The sequence below is a fragment of the Roseburia sp. AF42-8 genome (assembly GCF_003435965.1).
Classification (GTDB): domain Bacteria; phylum Bacillota; class Clostridia; order Lachnospirales; family Lachnospiraceae; genus Roseburia_C; species Roseburia_C amylophila.
This window is the reverse complement of record NZ_QTVB01000001.1, coordinates 20,998-40,421: the sequence shown is the minus strand read 5'-3', so window position 1 is coordinate 40,421 and position 19,424 is coordinate 20,998. Positions and strand designations below refer to the sequence as shown.

Below are 19,424 nucleotides of genomic sequence, written 5' to 3'. Positions count from 1 at the left end.
GGCAAAACTTTGTGATACCTGTTTTTCAAATTTTCTGACATTTTCTCGTCACCCGCCTAAATTATGTTTTTCATTTTACTGTAAAAAAGGAATTGTCACCCATTCCAATTCATGTTATAATATGCATAAATAAAGATTGAATTACCAAGAGACGAGAGCAAGGTAAAGAAGAGCGAGAGCATCGCTTTTATTTATCTTGCTTTTTTTGTTGCCAGCAGAAAGGAGTTTTATATGTACGATATTGCAGTTATTGGTGCCGGAGTCACCGGCTGTGCCATTGCCAGAGAGTTATCCCGCTATCAGGCAGGCATCTGTGTCATTGAACGGGAAGAGGATGTCTGCTGTGGAACCTCCAAAGCCAACAGTGCCATTATCCACGCCGGATTTGACGCAAAACCGGGCACACTGAAAGCAAAGCTTAATGTAGAAGGAAATGCCATGATGGATACTCTCTCTAAGGATCTGGACATTCCTTTTGTACGAAACGGTTCTCTGGTGGTCTGCACCGATGAACAGGATGCCCGCGAATTGGAACGTCTTTTGGAACAGGGGAAAGGAAACGGGGTCAAAGACTTACGCATTCTTGACCGCGAAGCCTTACACACCATGGAACCAAATTTAGACGATCATGTCACAAGTGCTCTCTACGCGCCCACAGGTGGTATCGTCTGTCCGTTTCATATGACAATTGCCTTCGCAGAAAATGCCGTTGCAAATGGCGTTGAATTCTTTTTAAATACTGCTGTAACTTCTATCACCAGCCTAGAAGATGGATACCTGATTTCCACTGATAAGCAGGATATCACCGCAAAAACTGTTATCAACGCTGCCGGTGTATATGCAGATGTTTTTCACAATATGGTAAGCAGCAAAAAGCTTCACATTACCGCCCGGAAAGGTGAATACCAGCTTCTTGATAAATCTGCCGGAACTCATGTATCCCATACGATTTTCCAGCTACCGGGTAAAATGGGAAAAGGTGTCCTGGTTACTCCTACGGTTCACGGCAATCTTCTCGTTGGTCCGACCGCGGAGGATACCGATAACAAAGAAGGCAGCAATACCACCAGAGAAGGACTTGCTTCTCTTTCCGAAAAAGCCTCCCACAGCGTTAAGAATCTTCCGATGCGTCAGGTCATTACTTCTTTTGCAGGACTACGTGCCCATGAAGATAATGGCGACTTTATCATCGGCGAAGCAGCTGATGCTCCCGGCTTTTTTGATGCCGCTGGTATCGAATCTCCAGGACTTTCCTCTGCACCAGCCATTGGCGTCATGATGGCCAGGCTGGTGCAGGATAAGATGCATTTAACCGAAAAAGAAAATTTCATTGCCACCCGCAAAGGAATTTTACGACCAGAAGAGCTTTCCTTAGATGAAAGAAATGAACTGATTAAAAAGCAGCCTGCCTATGGAAACATTATCTGCCGCTGTGAAATGATTTCAGAAGGAGAAATTCTCGATGCTATTCACCGCCCGCTGGGTGCCCGCTCTTTAGATGCCATCAAGCGTCGTACCAGAGCAGGCATGGGACGCTGTCAGGCAGGCTTTTGTTCCCCGCGTACCATGGAAATTCTTTCCAGAGAAGTTCCTATGGAAATGACGGACATCAGCAAATGTGGTGGCTCTTCACAGTTTGTCTATGGATATAACAAAGAGATTCAGGAGGAAATGCCATGAAATCATATGATTTAGTAATCGTTGGCGGCGGTCCTGCAGGACTTGCAGCCGCTGTATCCGCAAAAGAAAATGGAATAAATGATATTCTCATTCTTGAACGTGACAAAGAGCTGGGCGGCATCTTAAACCAGTGCATCCACAACGGTTTTGGCCTTCATACCTTTAAGGAAGAGCTGACCGGGCCGGAATATGCTTTCCGCTTTATTGAAAAAGTACTCGCTCTTGGCATCTCTTACAAGTTAAACACTATGGTAATGGATATCTCCCATAAGAAAAAAATAACTGCCATGAACCGGAAAGATGGCATGTTTGAGATTCAGGCAAAAGCAATTATCCTTGCCATGGGCTGCAGGGAACGGAGCCGTGGTGCCCTTAATATTCCGGGCTATCGTCCGGCAGGTATCTACTCCGCCGGAACGGCACAGCGTCTTGTCAATATGGAAGGCTATATGCCGGGCAGAGAAGTCGTTATCTTAGGCTCCGGTGATATCGGTCTGATTATGGCACGCCGCATGACCTTAGAGGGTGCCAAAGTAAAAGTCGTAGCAGAACTGATGCCTTATTCCGGCGGTCTCAAGCGTAATATTGTTCAATGTCTGAATGACTTTGATATTCCGTTGAAATTAAGCCATACCGTTATTGATATTGAAGGAAAAGAACGTGTCACCGGTGTTACCATTGCAGAAGTCGGCTCCGATGGAAGGCCAATTGCCGGTACAGAAGAATATTATTCCTGCGATACGCTCCTCTTATCCTGTGGTCTGATTCCAGAAAATGAATTAAGCCGCAGTGCCGGTGTCACTTTAAATCCGGTCACCTCCGGTCCTGTTGTAAATGACAGCTTAGAAACCAGTATTTCCGGTGTTTTTGCCTGTGGAAATGTCCTGCATGTCCATGACCTGGTGGATTATGTTTCTGAAGAAGCCGGTATCGCCGGAGCGAATGCTGCACATTATATTTTATCCGGCAACACTGCTGATGCATGTAATACCAGCAGCCAGCATTCCGATGCATCCGTTTCCGAATGCAGCCAGCCATCTGTCGAAATTATTCCAACCGGTGGTGTCCGCTATACCGTTCCAAAATACATCCGGCCGGAGGCTATGGCAGACAAAGTTACTGTCCGGTTCCGCGTGGGACAAATTTATAAAAACTGCGGAATTGCCACTTACTTCGGCAAAGAACGTATCAGCTTCCGGAAACGTCCGGTTATGGCTCCGGGCGAGATGGAATCCGTTGTCCTTACCAAAGAACAGCTTACCAACTGCCCTGATTTAGAGCAGATTACCATTTGTATAGAGGAGGCGTAAGAGGATGGAAAAACGTGAATTAACCTGTATCGGCTGCCCTTTAGGCTGCTCTATTACCGTAACCATGGAAAATGCAGAAATTCTTGATGTTACCGGCAACACCTGCAAACGCGGCGATGCTTATGCCCGTAAGGAAGTTACCCATCCAACCAGAATCGTAACTTCTACCGTCCGGGTATCCGGTGGCACGATTCCGATGGTGTCCTGCAAAACTAAAGAGGATATCCCAAAAGAAAAGATTTTTGCAATTATCAATGCTCTCTGTGGCATCACTGTTCCTGCACCGGTCTCTATCGGAGATATTCTGGTTCAGGACGTTGCAGGCACCGGCGTGGATATTGTTGCCACAAAAAATGTTCCTGCAAAATTATAATCTCATTGTTATCAAATGATTCACATCATTCTGATAAATATTTATTCCAGGGGAATAACTGTTTTAGTGCGCCAGTATCTGATTGAGGGGTCAGATGCTGGCGTATCTATTTGTTTTTCTTTATGATTTTATAGTTTTCCTTTATCATTCGAATGACGGTATAATATTTATAAATACGAAAGTACAATGCGTAGAAAGGCGGTTTTACTATGCTTTCAAATTGTAAAGATGCTATGGATAATTCTCCGATTATTGCAGCCATCAAGGATATGGCAGGATTAGAAAAATGTCTCACCTGCGACAGCCAGGTTATTTTTATCCTGTTTGGAGACATCTGCAATATTGCAGATATTGTAGATAAGGTCAAAGCTGCAGGGAAAACGGCTATGGTACATATCGATTTAATCAATGGCCTGTCCGGAAAAGAGATTGCTGTGGATTTCATCCGTAAATACACCCACGCCGACGGAATTATCACTACAAAACCAGTCCTTATCAAACGAGCCAGGGAATTAGAGCTTTCCACGATTCTGCGATTCTTCGTCATTGATTCCATGGCTTATGACAGCATTGAAAAGCAGCTTCGTTCTGTAAAACCGGATTATATTGAAATCCTGCCGGCACTGATGCCTAAGGTTGTATCCCGCATATGCCGGCTTTCAAAAGTTCCGGTTATTACCGGCGGACTCATTTCCGATAAAGAAGATGTAGTTTCCATGCTGAATGCCGGAGCAGTCTGCATCTCATCTACGAATCCGGATGTGTGGTTTTTGTAATATGATTTTCAATTAATTTTATACAATTTCTATTTATAACGAATCAGGAGGTTTCCTATGACAGAATCAGAAAAAATGAAGCTGGGACTTTGGTATGATGCCAATTATGACCAGGAATTATCAGAAGAACGTGAGAAAGCCGAAGATTTATATTTCACTTTCAACCATACTGCACCAAAGGAAAAGGAGCTGCGGGAAGATATTCTTAAAAAACTGCTTCCAAAAATGGGGGAACGTGTTACCATTCTCTCCCCATTTTATACCGATTATGGTTATAACTGTAACATTGGCTCTGATTGCTTTATCAATCACAATGCCTATCTGATGGACTGTGCTCCAATCACTCTTGGCAGCCACTGTTTTATCGGTCCAAACTGCGGCATGTATACAGCCGTTCATGCTACCATCGCCGAAGAACGCAATCTTGGGCTGGAAAAGGCGCTTCCGATTACTATTGGCGATAACGTCTGGATGGGCGGTGATGTCACCATTCTTCCAGGTATCACCATTGGTGGAAATACCATTATCGGTGCCGGAAGCGTCGTCACAAAGGACATTCCTTCCAATGTCGTTGCCGCCGGCAATCCATGCCGTGTTCTCCGTCCAATTACAGAGGCCGACCGCATTGCAAAGAAATAATAGGGGGAGTAAAAAATGACACCAACCGATAATGAATTTTATGAAGCATACAAAAAGTCAGCCAGCTTTTGTGATGATCTGTATCAGAAAGAGCGGGAGAAAAACTATAAAAGTGGTATTAAATATTATATTGAAGATATGGAGCATACTCCCTTTTCAGTTGCAAGAATGATTCCCAACTGGAATTCTGATTTAAAAAAGCTGAAATATCTGCTCTATCTCAGAAATCAGCTCAGCCATGATATCAATACATCTCCTGGTTCGCTCGCTACCTCAGATGATACTCTGTGGATTCAGTCCTTTTATCAGCGATTATTAAACCAGAGTGACCCTCTTGCCCTAAAACATCAGTTGCTTTCTCCTAACAGAAATACTAATACTTCTGCTAATAGTGTCTCCACACCAAATCAGTCTATGCAACATAGAACGATGCCATATAACCCACTCTATGCCAATGAAGCTGATAGAGAACCACAAAACATGCATTTTCACTGGACATGGATTGTTATTGGGATTGTTATTGCATTCATTGTTCTATTTTTCATTTACCTTGGAGTTATAATTTAACTCCCTATTTCTGGTTGTATTAATTTCTGTCCAATCATTTCAAATCCCTTTTCATCTTCATTCATTTTACTACACCTACTTTCTTATTCTTCTTATCAACACGCCATTTGACAAAAGTGTGGAATCAATGTAGTGGCGGGCAAGCAGGATTTCTCCCTGCTGTTCCACTTCAACATCTTCTTCACAGCAGTTGATGATTACCTCCACATAACAATCCGGAAAATCCACTTTCCGGAACTGGATAACACGCTTGTACTTGGCATAATCATTTGGGAAATGGAAATTGCGGCTTTTTAAAAGAGGTTCCTGTCTGCGCAGATGAATCAATGTTGCAATAATTTTGCTGCGCTCAGCATATTTTCCAGCCTCAATATCCTTCCAAGGCATACAACGTCTGCAATCCGGATCATAGCTTCCCTCCATTGCAATTTCCGTTCCGTAATAAATGCAAGGACTGCCCGGCATTGCAAATAATACTGCAATCTGCGCAAAATACTCATCCAGATTTTTCACATCCGAGCGGAGCCGCTTTGTATCATGAGAATCCAGAAGATTGAAAAGCACATCATTGGTCTGCTGCATATAGCTTGTATAGCAGCGGTTAATCGTATACTCAAAATCCTCATTGGTCAGACTCTTATCAATCCAGAAATCCTTAATACTTTGTCCCAGTGGATAATTCATAACGGCATCAAATTCATCCCCGCGAAGCCACGGAAGTGCATTGTGCCAGATTTCTCCGAGGATATAAATATCCGGGTTAATTTCCTTCACTCTGGCATGCAGTTCCTTACAGAATCGATGAGATACCTCATTTGCCACATCCAGACGGATTCCGTCAATACCATAATGCTCCACCCAGTTTGCACAGATATCGACAAAATATTTTCTGACCTCCGGATTATTGGTATTGATTTTCGGCATTCCATCATAAAAGGCAAAGGTATAAATCTGTTTTTTCTTTGCAGCTTTTCCTTTCCGGTCAAATGGCCATTCATTTATCATAAACCAGTCATAATATTCTGATTCCGGTCCTTTTTCAAGGACATCCTGCCACAGTGCAAAATAATATCCGCAATGATTAAACACGCCATCTAACATTACACGGATGCCACGTTTATGTGCTTCTTCCACCAGATGAATCAATGTCTCTTCATCTCCGAACCGTGGGTCTATCTTTGTATAATCCGTCGTATCATACTTATGGTTGGATGGTGACTCATTGATTGGTGTCAGGTATAATCCATTGATTCCAAGATTCTGCAGGTAATCCAGCTTACTTGTGATTCCAGCCAGATCTCCGCCAAAGCATTCCTCATTTTTCACTCTGCCATGCTCACGCCACGGCACTACATCCTCCGGGTCAATGGAATGGTCGCCGTTACAGAAACGGTCCGGGAAAATCTGATACCACACGGTATCGTTTACCCATGCAGGTGTACGCGGCACATCGCACGGATTCATCCACGGAAATACAAAACACTGGCGGCTTCTGCCTTCCAGATGCATCTGCTCATCACTGACAAATCCATCCTCAAAATAGAACCAGCTTTCATTTTCTGTCTGTAACTTAAAATAATATTTCAGACGTTTATACTCCGGTCGGACGGTTGTTGTCCACCAAATCTGATTTTTCAGACGCTTCTTATAAATGATTGCCTCTTCCGTTCCATCCCAATGCTCTCCGCCACCTAAGATACCAGCAGCAAATGGGTCTCCTGATATGATGGATACCGATTGCACATCATATCCCGTCTTAATATTAATAATTAACTCATCTTCATTCAACGGATAACAATAATTGTCACTCGCCTGATGATAAACTGCATTAAAATCCATTTGTTTCCTCTTTCTCTTTGCGATGTATTTGTCTTTAAATTATAACATATTTCTTTTCATTTCTCTTTATCATTTTTTTCAAATACAGGTATAATAGTTACAAAGATTCAGAAAGGCGGTTATATTATGCTTTCCAACTGTAGAGACGCTATGAATAATTCACCGATTATTGCGGCAATTAAAGATATGACAGGATTAGAAAAATGTCTGACCTGTGACAGCCAGGTTATTTTTATTCTGTTTGGAGATATCTGCAATATTTCAGATATTGTAGACAAAGTGAAATCTGCCGGAAAAACCGCTATGGTACACATTGATTTAATTAACGGTCTTTCCGGGAAAGAGATTGCCGTGGATTTCATTCAGAAATTTACCCGGGCTGACGGTATTATCACTACCAAACCAGCCCTTATTAAACGAGCCAGGGAATTAGAACTTTCCACGATTCTGCGTTTCTTTGTCATCGATTCCATGGCTTACAGCAGCATCGAAAAGCAGCTTCGCTCTGTTAAACCGGATTACATCGAAATCCTGCCGGCACTGATGCCTAAGGTTGTATCCTGTATATGCCGGAGCTGTCTGCATCTCTTCTACCAATCCGGATGTGTGGTTTCTGTAAACTCCAACTGAAACCGGAGATTTATTCTTTCTATATTGAATTAGTTCGCTTCCAATACTTTTTTATTCTATATATGCGCAAAGATGTTGACTATTCAACTTTTAACTGTTATGCTTTTATATGTTGAGTATGCAACATCTTTTTTTTGCAAATAACGGAAATTTATACCTTTTTCCCGTAGCTTTATGGAGGCAGCTATGATTGAACGATTTGAAACCTTTACCACCAATATTGCATCGCTTTACAAAAACATTGTAAAAATAAAGAAATATGAGATGAACAAAATTGGTCTTAAGGGCACTCATGTTACATGCATGAATTTTCTAAACAATTCTCCGGAAGGTCTTACTGCCGCTGAAATCTGTGTTCTCGCCAAAGAAAACAAGGCTGGTATTTCCAGGGCGCTTGCCGACCTCCTAGAACAGGGGTTGGTAGAATATGTCAACGCAGAAGATACGTCCGACAAGCGGAAATACCGCGCCAAGGTCATCCTGACACCCAAAGGGATTGCTTATGCCCAAAAAGTAAATGCCGCAATCAACAATGCGGTATCTTTTGGCGGCTCAGATCTTTCCGATGAAACCCGGGCTGTCTTTTATTCTGCATTAAAAACAATTTCCGCAAACTTAGAACAATATTGTGATGAATTAGAAAGGAATGATGATCATGAATAAATGTAAAGCTGCATATTGCAGAATTTTTCAGAAATGTTTTAAAATTGCAATCCCTTTTTTGCCTTACAGACATCCGGAAGTTTTTTACAGCACTTCCAAACTGACCGGGCTTTTTGAAGAAAAAGGCATTGATACTATATTAATCATTACAGATGCCGGTATCCGCAAATTTGGTCTTTTAGACCGGATGCTTATGCATTTTGACCACCATAACATCCATTATTTTATCTATGATAAGACGGTCGCTAATCCAACTACAACAAATGTAGAAGAAGCAAGAGTGCTTTATCTTGAAAAACATTGTGATGCTATCATTGGTTTTGGTGGTGGCTCCAGTATCGACTGTGCCAAGGCCGTCGGTGCAAGAATTGCAAAGCCTAAGCAGTCTTTATCCAAAATGAAAGGTATCTTAAAAGTGCATAAAAAACTGCCTTTATTGGTTGCGATTCCGACAACTGCAGGAACCGGAAGCGAAACCACCCTCGCTGCTGTTATCACAGATGCCCAGACAAGACATAAATATGCCATCAATGATTTTCCTTTAATTCCTGCATATGCTGTATTAGACCCGAAAGTAACCATTAGCCTTCCGCCATCTCTTACCGCCACCACCGGTATGGATGCCTTAACCCACGCCGTAGAAGCTTATATTGGCGGTTCTACTACAAGGCATACCAGAAAATATGCTAAAAAAGCAACTAAATTAATTTTTGACAATATCTACAAAGCATATGACGACGGTCAGAATATAGAAGCAAGAAAAGAAATGTTGAAAGCCTCTTTCTTTGCCGGATGTGCTTTTACCAAATCCTATGTCGGCTATGTCCATGCCGTAGCCCACTCCCTTGGCGGCAAATATAATATTCCACACGGACTTGCCAATGCGACAATACTTCCGATGGTATTAGAAGATTATGGTTCTACCATTTGCAAAAAGCTTTACCAACTTGCTGTTTATGCAGGTATTGCTGACGAATCCGATGATTATGAAGTAGCTGCTGATAAATTTATCTCTGCCATCAAAGACATGAAAAAATATTTCCAGATTGGTGATACTTTTTCCGAGATTCAAAAAGAAGATATTCCGGAGCTTTCCAGATATGCCGATAAAGAAGCAAACCCGCTTTATCCGGTTCCAGTTCTGATGAATGCAAAAGAGCTCGAAAAATACTATTATATGCTTATGCCAGAGGAGGAAAAATAATGACTGAAGCTGAAATAACAGAACTTGTTTCTACGCAGCGCAATTATTTTAAAACCGGTGAAACATTATCCGTTGCTTACCGGATTGCCGCTTTAAAAAAGCTGAAAAATACTATTTCAAACCATGAAAATGAAATTTTAGCAGCGCTTAAGGCTGACCTTGGAAAATCAGCCCACGAAAGCTATATGTGCGAAGCCGGACTGGCTTTAAGCGAACTTACCTATATGATAAAGCACACCAGAAAATTTGCCAGTGAAAAAACCGTTCATACGCCCCTTGCACAATTTCATTCCAGAAGCTACAAAAAACCGTCTCCATATGGTGTTGTACTGATTATGAGCCCCTGGAATTATCCTTTCCTGTTAACCATTGACCCATTAATCGATGCAATTGCCGCAGGAAATACTGTCATTTTAAAGCCAAGCGCCTACTCGCCTAACACAAGTGCCATCATCACATCTCTGATAAAAGAATGTTTTGAAGAGAAATATGTAGCAGTTGTAACCGGTGGCCGGGCAGAAAATACGGCTCTTTTGCAGTCGCACTTTGACTATATATTCTTTACCGGAAGTCAGGCGGTCGGCAAAACTGTCTTAGAGCATGCAGCTTCCCACCTTACTCCGGTAACACTTGAGCTTGGTGGAAAAAGTCCCTGCATCGTTGCAGCAGATGCCAACCTGAAATTAGCTGCCAGACGAATCGTATTCGGGAAATATCTCAACTGCGGCCAGACCTGTGTGGCACCGGATTATGTATATTGCGATGAGCAGATCAAAGATGCTTTGCTCTTAGAAATAAAAAAAGAAATCATCCGGCAATATGGGGAATCTCCTCTTGAGAATTCCGATTATGGCAAAATCATCAACGAAAAGCATTTTCATCGCATCAATGGGCTGATTGATTCTTCAAAAGTAATTTATGGCGGTAATTCCAACAAAGAAACATTACAGATTGAGCCAACCGTCATGGATCATGTCACTTTTGAAGATGCCGTCATGTCAGAAGAAATCTTCGGTCCGGTTATGCCTGTATTAACTTTTTCACGCATGAGCGAAGCTACCGACAAAATTAATTCCATGGCTCATCCTCTTGCTCTCTATATCTTTACTTCAAGCAAAAAGACTGCAGATGAAGTCATTTCCCATACTGGTTTCGGTGGTGGCTGTATCAACGATACCATTATCCATCTTGCCACAACAGAAATGGGCTTTGGCGGCTTCGGCGAAAGTGGCATGGGCTCTTATCATGGCAAAACCGGATTTGATACCTTTTCCCATTATAAAAGCATCGTTGATAAAAAAACCTGGATTGATCTGCCTATGAGATACCAGCCATATACTTCTCTTCATGACAGGCTTATCCGGTTTTTTCTGAAATAACAGGAAGATATTCCGGGTATTTTCCAGAGAACTTGTCTAATGGCTGAATGCACTCTCTATTCCCTGAATGCTCGGGCTATCGGCTAAGCGCTGGGCTATTTGCCTGAATGCTCGGGCTATTGGTCTAATGCCCGGGCTATTGGCTGGCAGGGAGCTTTAAAAGCGCCCTGCTTGTTTATATATCTATTGTAAATATCTGTCTATCATCTCTTCTATAATTTTAAAATCCAGCACATTCTGTTGAGTTTCAAATGTAAGTATCAAATTTTCACCCGGATATATTCCGTTCTTTTCATAAGATTCAATCTTTCTTATTGCTGCTCTTGCATATTCAGGGTTATCCATCATGCCCTCATGTTCCCAATAAATTTCTTTTCGCTTTTTTCTGGAAAAGAATGTAAAATCCGGATAAACAATCCCATATCCTTTTAAATATAATGGTTTTTCATATCTATATAAGATTTCTTTTCTATAAAAGAAGTCTGCCAGCATTTTTTCTGTTTTTGATCTCACACGTTCCCCTTTTTCCGTAATAATAACCGGCACTCCCTCCTGAAATTCTTTTCCCTTGTATTCTCTCCTATACCATTCCATTTCCAATTGCTCCTCTGTTGGTTCCACCGGAATCACGAATGCTTTTCGGGCAGGATGCTCCTTCTTATATACTTCTTCAATTTCATTATCATGATATGTCCCAACCAGCGATTTCATTTGTTGCAGCCGTTTTTCTGCTATTCTCAATACTTTTTCATCATATGATTTTTGAGCTAATTTTCTCACTAAATCCATCTCGGATTTTTGAAGAAATTTTTGGCATTTCATATCATTCTCTTTTTTCACATGATAAAACTGAGTATAATTATGAGATTTTGATACCCTGAGCGTTCCCTCTGGCATATCTGCCAATTCTTTTCTCAGCTTTCCAGCAATCTTCTCCAATCTCAAGTATTCCTCTATCAATAATTTTCTTAACCCCTTCATGCATTTCCTCCACTTCTTATTAATTGCAATAAATAACTCTACTTTTCCATTCTATTACAGTTGTTTTTTCTCCCCTCTCATTTTCAGCTGTAACTAAATCACCCCTTCTGCAGCTTTTTCTCCGGCTCTCCCAAATTCAGCTGTAACTTTTCACCCTTTTCTACATCTTTTTTCCAGAAATGTTCATTTTGTGCTGTAACTGTGCCATCTTTTCTACAGCCTTTTTCTCGAATCTCTCATCCTGTGCTGTAACTGTGCCATCTTTTCTACAGCTTTTTCCCTGAATTTCTCATTCTGCGCTGTAACTATGTCTTCTCCTCTACAGCTTTTTTCTCGAATCTCTCATTTTCGGCTGTAACTATATCTTCCCGTCTACAGCTCTTTCCCTGAATCTCTCATCCTGTGCTGTAACTATGTCTTCTCCTCTACAGCTCTTTCCCTGAATCTCTCATCCTGTGCTGTAACTATGCCTTCTTTTCTACAGCACTTTTCTCGAATCTCTCATTTTGTGCTGCAATAGTCGCCAGTAGCAGCTTGTAAATGTAATCATATTCTGATTATGATAATGCTTATCATTAAATTGTAACGATAATCTGAAATTATATAATCTTAATTTCTGTTAAAATAATGCTATTTATAAGACTATTTCTATATATTGGAAAATGTGTACCCGACCTGGTACTTAGATAAAAATCCCGGAAGCCCAAAGCTTCCGGGAATATTGTTTGAATGTTTTGAATATAATTCGGAAACGACTAACGTTTGCTGAACTGTGGAGCACGACGTGCAGCTTTGAGACCGTATTTCTTTCTTTCTTTCATACGTGGGTCTCTTGTTAAGAATCCGTTAGATTTCAGAACTGGTCTGTAATCTGCATCAACGGTAAGTAATGCTCTTGCAATACCATGACGGATTGCTCCAGCCTGTCCTGTATATCCGCCACCTTTTACGTTTACTAATACGTCAAACTTGTCGACTGTCTCAGTAACTGTTAATGGCTGACGAACGATAACTTTTAAAGTCTCTAATCCGAAATATTCATCGATATCTCTTTTATTTACTGTAATCTTACCTGTTCCTGGTACTAAATATACTCTGGCAACAGAGGATTTTCTTCTTCCTGTTCCGTAATACTTTGTATTAGCCAATGTTTTTTACCTCCTATTAAAATGTTAAAGCTTCTGGTTTCTGAGCTTCATGCTTGTGGTCTGGTCCTGCGTATACAAATAATTTAGTATACATTTCTCTTCCTAAAGGTCCCTTTGGAAGCATTCCCTTAACAGCGAACTCAATAACTCTTTCTGGATGCTTTGCTAACATTTCCTTTAATGTAGTCTCTTTCATACCGCCTACATAATCGGAATGATGGTAATAAATCTTCTGGTCTAATTTCTTACCTGTTACTTTAATCTTCTCTGCATTTACAACGATTACATAATCACCTGTATCGATATGTGGTGTAAATGTTGGTTTATTCTTTCCTCTTAATACTTTAGCAACTTCTGATGCTAAACGTCCTAATGTCTTTCCATCAGCGTCTACTACATACCATTTTCTCTCAATGGTTGCTGGACTAGCCATAAAAGTTTTCATTGGTTTACCTCCTTGAAATTATAAGGAACATATACATTCTGCGTAATGTCCGGACGCAGTCCGCTTTGCGTTCCACACTATTGTTTCTATAGTTGAAATGTCGCTCCGGGGCTTTGGATTGACATTCTTGTACTATGTCAGACTTAGATATTATAGTACACGACCCCTCGTGTGTCAAGTAAATTCTATACAAATATTTACCACAACATTCGCCATATACCATTTATCTAATTATCATAAATATTCGATTCCAATCATCGTTAATCCCTGCGCCGGTGCCGTTGGTCCTGCAGTACTTCTTTCCTTTGCCGCAAGAATTGTTTTTATCTCTTCCGGCTCTATCATTCCCATGCCTGCCTGAAGCAGGGTTCCGGCAATAATCCGGACCATATTATAAAGAAATCCATTTCCGGTAACACGGATTGTAATGATATCCTCCTGCCTGCTTACCGTCAGCTCATAAATGGTACGAACCGTTGTTTCAACCACTGCCGCTGTAGCACAGAAGCTTTTAAAATCATGTTCTCCCCTTAAATATTCTGCCGCCTGCTGCATCTTCTCTAAATCCAGCTTGCGGTAACAGAAATATGTGTTATTCCGATACATCGGAAGCGGAAACTCCCGGTTTAAAATCCGGTATTCATAGGTTTTCCGGCTGTCACAGTGTCTCGGATGAAAATCAGCTGGTACTTCCTCTGATTTCTGCACTACGATGTCCTCCGGAAGCCGCTGGTTCAGGGCATAAGAAATCTTTTCCGCCGGAATGCGGCTTTTTGTATCAAATACTGCAACATTCCCCATAGAATGTACGCCTGCATCCGTCCGGGATGCTCCGGTCACAACAATCTTTTCCCCTAAGAGACTGCTTAAAGTGCGGTTTAATACGCCCTCTATCGTCTCTCCGTTGGGCTGCACCTGCCAGCCGTGATAATTTGTGCCATCATAGGCTACAATTAATTTCACCCGTTTCAATCGGTTTGGGGCTGATGGAGCTTTCTGTTCTTCTACCTCTTCTATGTTCACAACCGGATTTGTCTCTGTACTCATAGTGGAAATGCTCCCGGAAGTACTCCGGCTGCCATACCGGACAATACATTCGTCCAGAGGATACGAAGTCCGATAACCGCTGCAAGATATACCAGTAAAGTCAGATATGCCATGCGGTCACGTTTCTGATAATGAAGCGGTTTCATCTTGGTTCTGCCTTCCCCGCCACGATAACAGCGGGCTTCCATTGCCATTGCCAGATCATTAGCACGGCGGAATGCAGATACAAATAATGGCACCAGAAGCGGAACCATGTTTCTGGCTTTCTGAATCAGATTTCCATGTTCAAAATCTGCTCCTCTTGCCATCTGTGCTTTCATGATTTTATCTGTTTCTTCAATCAGAATCGGGATAAATCGAAGTGCAATTGACATCATCATTGCAATTTCATGCACCGGTACTTTTATATATTTCAATGGAGATAACGCTTTTTCCAGACCATCTGTCAACTCGTTTGGTGTTGTGGTAAGTGTCATCAGCGAGGTTCCGATAATTAAGAAAATCAGACGAACCATCATGACAACAGCATTTTTCAATCCCTCATAAGTAATGGTAAAAATCCAGAAGGAAACCAGCTTTGTTCCCGGTGTCAAAAACAAATTAAATACCGCTGCAAATAACATAATCAGTACAATGGTTTTCAATCCTTTAACCATATAGGAAAATGGCACCTTTGACAGCTTAATTAATACTACCAGAAAGATTGCTGCCAGTATAAATGCCGGAAGTCCCTTAAATACAAACAGGGAAATAATATAAATCAGTGTTCCAAATAATTTTACCCTCGGATCCAGCTTATGAATAACGGAATCTGCCGGATAATATTGTCCTAATGTAATATCTCTTAACATACTGTTCCATCCTGTCTCTTTGTTATTATACGCAGGATTTCATCCCGTGCCTCGTCTACTGTAGTTGCATCTGTGCTTACCGGGAAGCCTTCTTCCTTCAATTCATGCATCAGATAAGTTACCTGTGGTGCCGCAAGTCCGATTGCTTCCAGTTCTTTATAGTGGCGGAATACTTTCTTTGGAACATCATCAAACATCACCTGTCCCTGATTCATTACAATAATTCTTCCCACATATTTAGCCACATCTTCCATGCTGTGTGAAACAAGAATGATGGTAATTCCACGTTCTTTATGCATTGCTGCAAGCAAATCTAAGATTTCATCACGACCCTTCGGGTCAAGTCCCGCTGTCGGTTCATCTAAAATCAGCACCTCCGGCCGCATGGCAAGCACCCCTGCGATTGCAACACGTCTTTTTTGTCCACCGGACAAATCAAAGGGTGACTGATAATATAATTCTTCCGGAAGTCCTACGCTCCGTAATGCTTCAAATGCCCGAAGTCCTGCCTCTTCCTTGGTTAGTCCCTGGTTCTTTGGTCCAAAGGATACATCATCAAAAATGGTAGTTTCAAAAAGCTGATGCTCCGGATACTGAAAGACAAGTCCCACTTTACTACGCAGGGCTTTCATATCAAAGTCCTCTTCGTAAATATCCTGTCCATTATAATAAATGCCGCCACTGGTAGCTTTTACCAGTCCGTTCAAATGCTGAATCAGGGTGGATTTACCGGAACCGGTATGCCCGATGATACCGATAAATTCGCCATCTTCTATTTTCAGATTAACATCCTTTAAGGCATGTATCTCATAGGCAGTGCCTGAGCTGTAAACATAATTTAATTCATTTATTAGGATTGACATAGCTTTTCCAACGCCTCCGTCAGTTCTTCTCTGGTCAAGATTCCATCCGGTATATCCAGTCCCGCTTTCTTAAGTTCATATGCCAAAAGCGTAATCTGCGGTACATCCAGACGATATTCCTTCAACCGTTCCACCTGGGAAAAGATGCTGCGCGGTGTTCCCTGCATCACAACTTTTCCTGCATCCATAACATAAACATGGTCAGCATCAACTACTTCTTCCATATAATGTGTAATCAGAATGATGGTAACACCTTTTTTCCGGTTCAGTTCATGGACAGCCTCTAATACTTCTTTTCTTCCAACCGGGTCTAACATAGCTGTCGGCTCGTCCAGAACAATACACTCCGGCTGCATTGCCATAACTCCGGCAATTGCCACACGCTGCTTCTGTCCGCCAGATAATTTATTTGGGGAATGCTCTCTGTATTTTAACATGCCGACCGCTTTTAAACTTTCTTCCACGCGCTGCCAGATTTCATCTGTCGGCACGCCTATATTTTCCGGTCCAAATCCGACATCCTCTTCTACCACGCTTGCAATAATCTGGTTGTCCGGATTCTGGAATACCATTCCGGCACGCTGTCTGATATCCCAGATATTTTTCTCATCTGTGGTATCAAATCCATCTACCCAGAGGCTTCCCTCTGTGGGCTCTAAAATTGCATTGATATGCTTGGCAAGGGTAGATTTTCCAGAACCGTTGTGTCCTAATACTGCGATAAAGTCACCCTTTTTTACATCAAGGCTTACTTTATCAAGGGCAGTCTGGATAGACTCCACATTGCCTTCTTCATCACGTCTTATATATTCATGTACCAAATCTTTTGCTTTGATGATGCCCATAATTTACCTTTCTACCAATGTAATCTGTGCAGTTCACCCGCCAGCCGCATATGGTCAAAATTGTTCTGGCGCAGTGCTTCATATAATACGATTGCTGCTGAATTGGATAAATTTAAGGAACGGGTATCTCCGATCATAGGAATCCGGATACACTCATCCGGATGCTGTATCAGAATTTCTTCCGGAATACCCGCACTTTCCTTTCCAAACATAATATAACAGTCCGGCTCATAATTTACTTCCGTATAAACATGGCGCCCCTTGGTGGTTGCCATATAAATCTTTGCACCCGGATTCTTCTCTAAGAAGTCCTCATAATTGACATATCTTGTCACATCCAGCTGGTCCCAGTAATCCATTCCTGCCCGCTTGATTGCTTTCTCCGTCAGATGGAAGCCCAGCGGCTCAATCAGATGCAGTCTGGTTCCGGTTGCTACACAGGTTCTTCCGATATTTCCGGTATTATAGGGAATCTCCGGCTCATAAAGTACAATATTAAGCTTCGCCATTGTTCCCGCCTCGCAATCCTGTTATGTAACGCTCCATACGGTCTAATGCCTCTTTCAGATTATCCAGGGAATAAGCATAGGAAATACGGATAAATCCTTCTCCGCAGTCACCAAATGCAGTTCCCGGAACAACCGCTACCTTCTCTGTCTTTAAGAGATTGGTGGCAAATTCTTCAGAAGTCATGCCAAATTCTTTGATACATGGAAAACAGTAAAAGGCTCCATATGGTTCAAAACACTCCAAGCCCATTTCTTCAAAACGGTGCATCAGATATCTTCTTCTGCCATTATATTCTTCCCGCATTCTCTGGACATCTTCATCTCCTGCCCGGAGTGCATCTACTGCCGCATACTGGGAAGTTGTCGGTGCACACATGATGGCATACTGATGAATCTTTAACATCTGGTCTAAGATGATTCTCGGTCCGCAGGCATAACCCAGACGCCATCCAGTCATTGCATGGGATTTGGAAAATCCATTAATGACAATGGTTCTCTCTTTCATGCCTGGAAGGGATGCGATAGAAATATGCTTCTCGGTATAAGTCAGTGCAGAATAAATCTCGTCACTGATGACAAAGAGATCATGCTTCTTTACTACCTCTGCCACTGCTTCTAAATCTTTCTTCTCCATGATTGCTCCGGTAGGATTATTCGGGAAAGGCATAACAAGAAGCTTGGTCTTTGGCGTAATTGCCGCTTCTAATTCTTCTGCAGTCAGACGGAAATCGTTTTCTGCCTTAAGATTAATCGGCACCGGCACACCATTGGCAAGCACGGCACATGGCAGATAAGATACATAACTTGGCATCGGGATTAATACTTCATCGCCCGGGTCAAGCATGGCACGCATGGCAATATCAATTGCCTCGCTTCCGCCTACGGTTACTACGATTTCATGCTGATAATCATACTGCAAGTCATAATTACGGAATAAGTATTTTGCAATTTCTATTTTTAATTCTTTTAATCCGGCATTGGAAGTATAGAAGGTACGTCCCTTCTCTAAGGAATAAATTCCCTCATCCCGGATATGCCATGGAGTATCAAAATCCGGCTCGCCTACTCCTAAGGAAATAGCATCTTCCATCTCATTTACAATATCAAAAAATTTCCGGATTCCAGATGGCTGTATCGTTACGATTGTTTTTGATAATGGATTTCTCATGGTATCATCTGTATCCTTTCATCTTTTGATTTTGCTGCCATAATGGTTCCGTGGTCTTTGTATTTCTTTAAGATAAAGTTGGTCTGTGTGCTTAATACAGAATCCAGTGCAGAAAGCTTCTCAGATACGAACTGGGATACTTCACGCAGGCTCTTTCCCTCGATGGTCACCAAAAGGTCAAAGCTTCCTGAAATCAGATATACAGAATTTACTTCCGGATAATTATAAATACGCTCTGCTACTTTATCAAATCCCATACCACGCTGCGGAGTAACCCGTACTTCAATTAATGCGGATACTTTTTCTACGCCGGCTTTATCCCAGTTAATCAAGGTATGATAGCCACAGATGATATTTTCTTTCTCCATTGCTTCTAATTCATTCATAACGGCTGCTTCTTCTACGCCTAATACAACAGCCAGCTCTTTTAAATCGATTCTGCTATTCTTCTCTATAAAGGTTAAAATCTTCTCTCTCATGCTTCAATTCCTCCAATTGATTTCTGAT

General features: G+C 41.8%; 21 protein-coding genes. 10 read left to right on the top strand and 11 right to left on the bottom strand.

Annotated elements, in window-relative coordinates:
* The first annotated feature begins 231 nt into the window (after positions 1-231).
* The 6 genes from DW059_RS00195 (at position 232) to DW059_RS00170 (ending at position 5,345) form a co-directional block, all read left to right on the top strand.
* Positions 232-1,680: an NAD(P)/FAD-dependent oxidoreductase gene (locus DW059_RS00195; RefSeq protein WP_117696650.1), complete on the top strand. Its 1,449-nt coding sequence runs from the start codon at positions 232-234 to the stop codon at positions 1,678-1,680.
* Positions 1,677-2,990, top strand: a complete 1,314-nt coding sequence (locus tag DW059_RS00190) for an NAD(P)/FAD-dependent oxidoreductase (protein ID WP_117696647.1) — start codon at positions 1,677-1,679, stop codon at positions 2,988-2,990. The genes DW059_RS00195 and DW059_RS00190 overlap by 4 nt, the downstream gene beginning before the upstream one ends.
* Positions 2,991-2,994: 4 nt before the next feature.
* Positions 2,995-3,363 carry a DUF1667 domain-containing protein gene (locus tag DW059_RS00185; protein WP_117696644.1) on the top strand — a complete coding sequence of 123 codons (369 nt, stop codon included), beginning with the start codon at positions 2,995-2,997 and terminating at the stop codon, positions 3,361-3,363.
* 209 nt (positions 3,364-3,572) lie between these two features.
* Positions 3,573-4,139, top strand: coding sequence for a glycerol-3-phosphate responsive antiterminator (locus DW059_RS00180; RefSeq protein ID WP_117696642.1), 567 nt, complete (start codon positions 3,573-3,575; stop codon positions 4,137-4,139).
* A 57-nt stretch (positions 4,140-4,196) separates the two neighbouring features.
* Positions 4,197-4,778: a sugar O-acetyltransferase gene (locus DW059_RS00175; protein ID WP_117696640.1), complete on the top strand. Its 582-nt coding sequence runs from the start codon at positions 4,197-4,199 to the stop codon at positions 4,776-4,778.
* 15 nt (positions 4,779-4,793) lie between these two features.
* On the top strand, positions 4,794-5,345 hold the full coding sequence (locus DW059_RS00170; RefSeq protein ID WP_117696637.1) for a DUF6548 family protein: 552 nt from the start codon (positions 4,794-4,796) through the stop codon (positions 5,343-5,345).
* A 75-nt stretch (positions 5,346-5,420) separates the two neighbouring features.
* On the opposite strand, the gene DW059_RS00165 is transcribed toward DW059_RS00170, so the two are convergent.
* Positions 5,421-7,184 (bottom strand): glycoside hydrolase family 13 protein, encoded by a 1,764-nt coding sequence (locus DW059_RS00165; RefSeq protein ID WP_117696634.1) that lies wholly within the window; start codon positions 7,182-7,184, stop codon positions 5,421-5,423.
* A gap of 126 nt (positions 7,185-7,310) precedes the next feature.
* Between DW059_RS00165 and DW059_RS00160 the strand changes: the two genes are divergently transcribed.
* From DW059_RS00160 to DW059_RS00145, 4 genes are all read left to right on the top strand, one after another.
* On the top strand, positions 7,311-7,814 hold the full coding sequence (locus DW059_RS00160) for a glycerol-3-phosphate responsive antiterminator (protein WP_330408185.1): 504 nt from the start codon (positions 7,311-7,313) through the stop codon (positions 7,812-7,814).
* Between the two features lie 186 nt (positions 7,815-8,000).
* A complete protein-coding gene (locus DW059_RS00155) occupies positions 8,001-8,477 on the top strand; it encodes a MarR family winged helix-turn-helix transcriptional regulator (protein WP_158551913.1) in 477 nt (158 codons plus the stop codon).
* The gene (locus tag DW059_RS00150) at positions 8,470-9,681 is read left to right on the top strand and encodes an iron-containing alcohol dehydrogenase (protein WP_117696629.1); all 1,212 of its coding nucleotides are present in this window, start codon (positions 8,470-8,472) and stop codon (positions 9,679-9,681) included. Before DW059_RS00155 ends, DW059_RS00150 begins: the two co-directional genes overlap by 8 nt.
* Positions 9,681-11,060, top strand: a complete 1,380-nt coding sequence (locus tag DW059_RS00145) for an aldehyde dehydrogenase (protein WP_117696626.1) — start codon at positions 9,681-9,683, stop codon at positions 11,058-11,060. The genes DW059_RS00150 and DW059_RS00145 overlap by 1 nt, the downstream gene beginning before the upstream one ends.
* Positions 11,061-11,243: 183 nt before the next feature.
* Here DW059_RS00145 and DW059_RS00140 read toward each other — a convergent pair whose 3' ends face one another.
* The 10 genes from DW059_RS00140 to DW059_RS00095 all read right to left on the bottom strand — a co-directional run bounded on the left by DW059_RS00140 (position 11,244) and on the right by DW059_RS00095 (position 19,396).
* Positions 11,244-12,041 (bottom strand): hypothetical protein, encoded by a 798-nt coding sequence (locus tag DW059_RS00140; RefSeq protein WP_022243602.1) that lies wholly within the window; start codon positions 12,039-12,041, stop codon positions 11,244-11,246.
* Positions 12,042-12,796: 755 nt separating this feature from the next.
* Positions 12,797-13,189 carry a 30S ribosomal protein S9 gene (gene rpsI / locus DW059_RS00135; protein ID WP_117696623.1) on the bottom strand — a complete coding sequence of 131 codons (393 nt, stop codon included), beginning with the start codon at positions 13,187-13,189 and terminating at the stop codon, positions 12,797-12,799.
* A gap of 16 nt (positions 13,190-13,205) precedes the next feature.
* Entirely contained in the window at positions 13,206-13,634 is a 429-nt protein-coding gene (rplM, locus tag DW059_RS00130; RefSeq protein WP_022242744.1) for a 50S ribosomal protein L13, read from the bottom strand.
* Between the two features lie 234 nt (positions 13,635-13,868).
* Complete coding sequence (truA, locus tag DW059_RS00125; RefSeq protein WP_117696953.1) at positions 13,869-14,606, bottom strand: tRNA pseudouridine(38-40) synthase TruA; 738 nt, start codon at positions 14,604-14,606, stop codon at positions 13,869-13,871.
* Between the two features lie 71 nt (positions 14,607-14,677).
* Positions 14,678-15,532, bottom strand: coding sequence for an energy-coupling factor transporter transmembrane component T family protein (locus tag DW059_RS00120; RefSeq protein WP_117696621.1), 855 nt, complete (start codon positions 15,530-15,532; stop codon positions 14,678-14,680).
* The gene (locus DW059_RS00115; protein WP_117696618.1) at positions 15,526-16,395 is read right to left on the bottom strand and encodes an energy-coupling factor transporter ATPase; all 870 of its coding nucleotides are present in this window, start codon (positions 16,393-16,395) and stop codon (positions 15,526-15,528) included. The genes DW059_RS00120 and DW059_RS00115 overlap by 7 nt, the downstream gene beginning before the upstream one ends.
* Positions 16,383-17,240: an energy-coupling factor transporter ATPase gene (locus tag DW059_RS00110; protein ID WP_117696615.1), complete on the bottom strand. Its 858-nt coding sequence runs from the start codon at positions 17,238-17,240 to the stop codon at positions 16,383-16,385. The genes DW059_RS00115 and DW059_RS00110 overlap by 13 nt, the downstream gene beginning before the upstream one ends.
* An 11-nt stretch (positions 17,241-17,251) precedes the next feature.
* On the bottom strand, positions 17,252-17,749 hold the full coding sequence (locus tag DW059_RS00105) for a tRNA (cytidine(34)-2'-O)-methyltransferase (RefSeq protein ID WP_022242739.1): 498 nt from the start codon (positions 17,747-17,749) through the stop codon (positions 17,252-17,254).
* Positions 17,736-18,917: an aminotransferase class I/II-fold pyridoxal phosphate-dependent enzyme gene (locus tag DW059_RS00100; protein WP_022242738.1), complete on the bottom strand. Its 1,182-nt coding sequence runs from the start codon at positions 18,915-18,917 to the stop codon at positions 17,736-17,738. The genes DW059_RS00105 and DW059_RS00100 overlap by 14 nt, the downstream gene beginning before the upstream one ends.
* Positions 18,914-19,396, bottom strand: coding sequence for an Lrp/AsnC family transcriptional regulator (locus DW059_RS00095; RefSeq protein ID WP_117696612.1), 483 nt, complete (start codon positions 19,394-19,396; stop codon positions 18,914-18,916). The genes DW059_RS00100 and DW059_RS00095 overlap by 4 nt, the downstream gene beginning before the upstream one ends.
* Positions 19,397-19,424 lie beyond the last annotated feature (28 nt).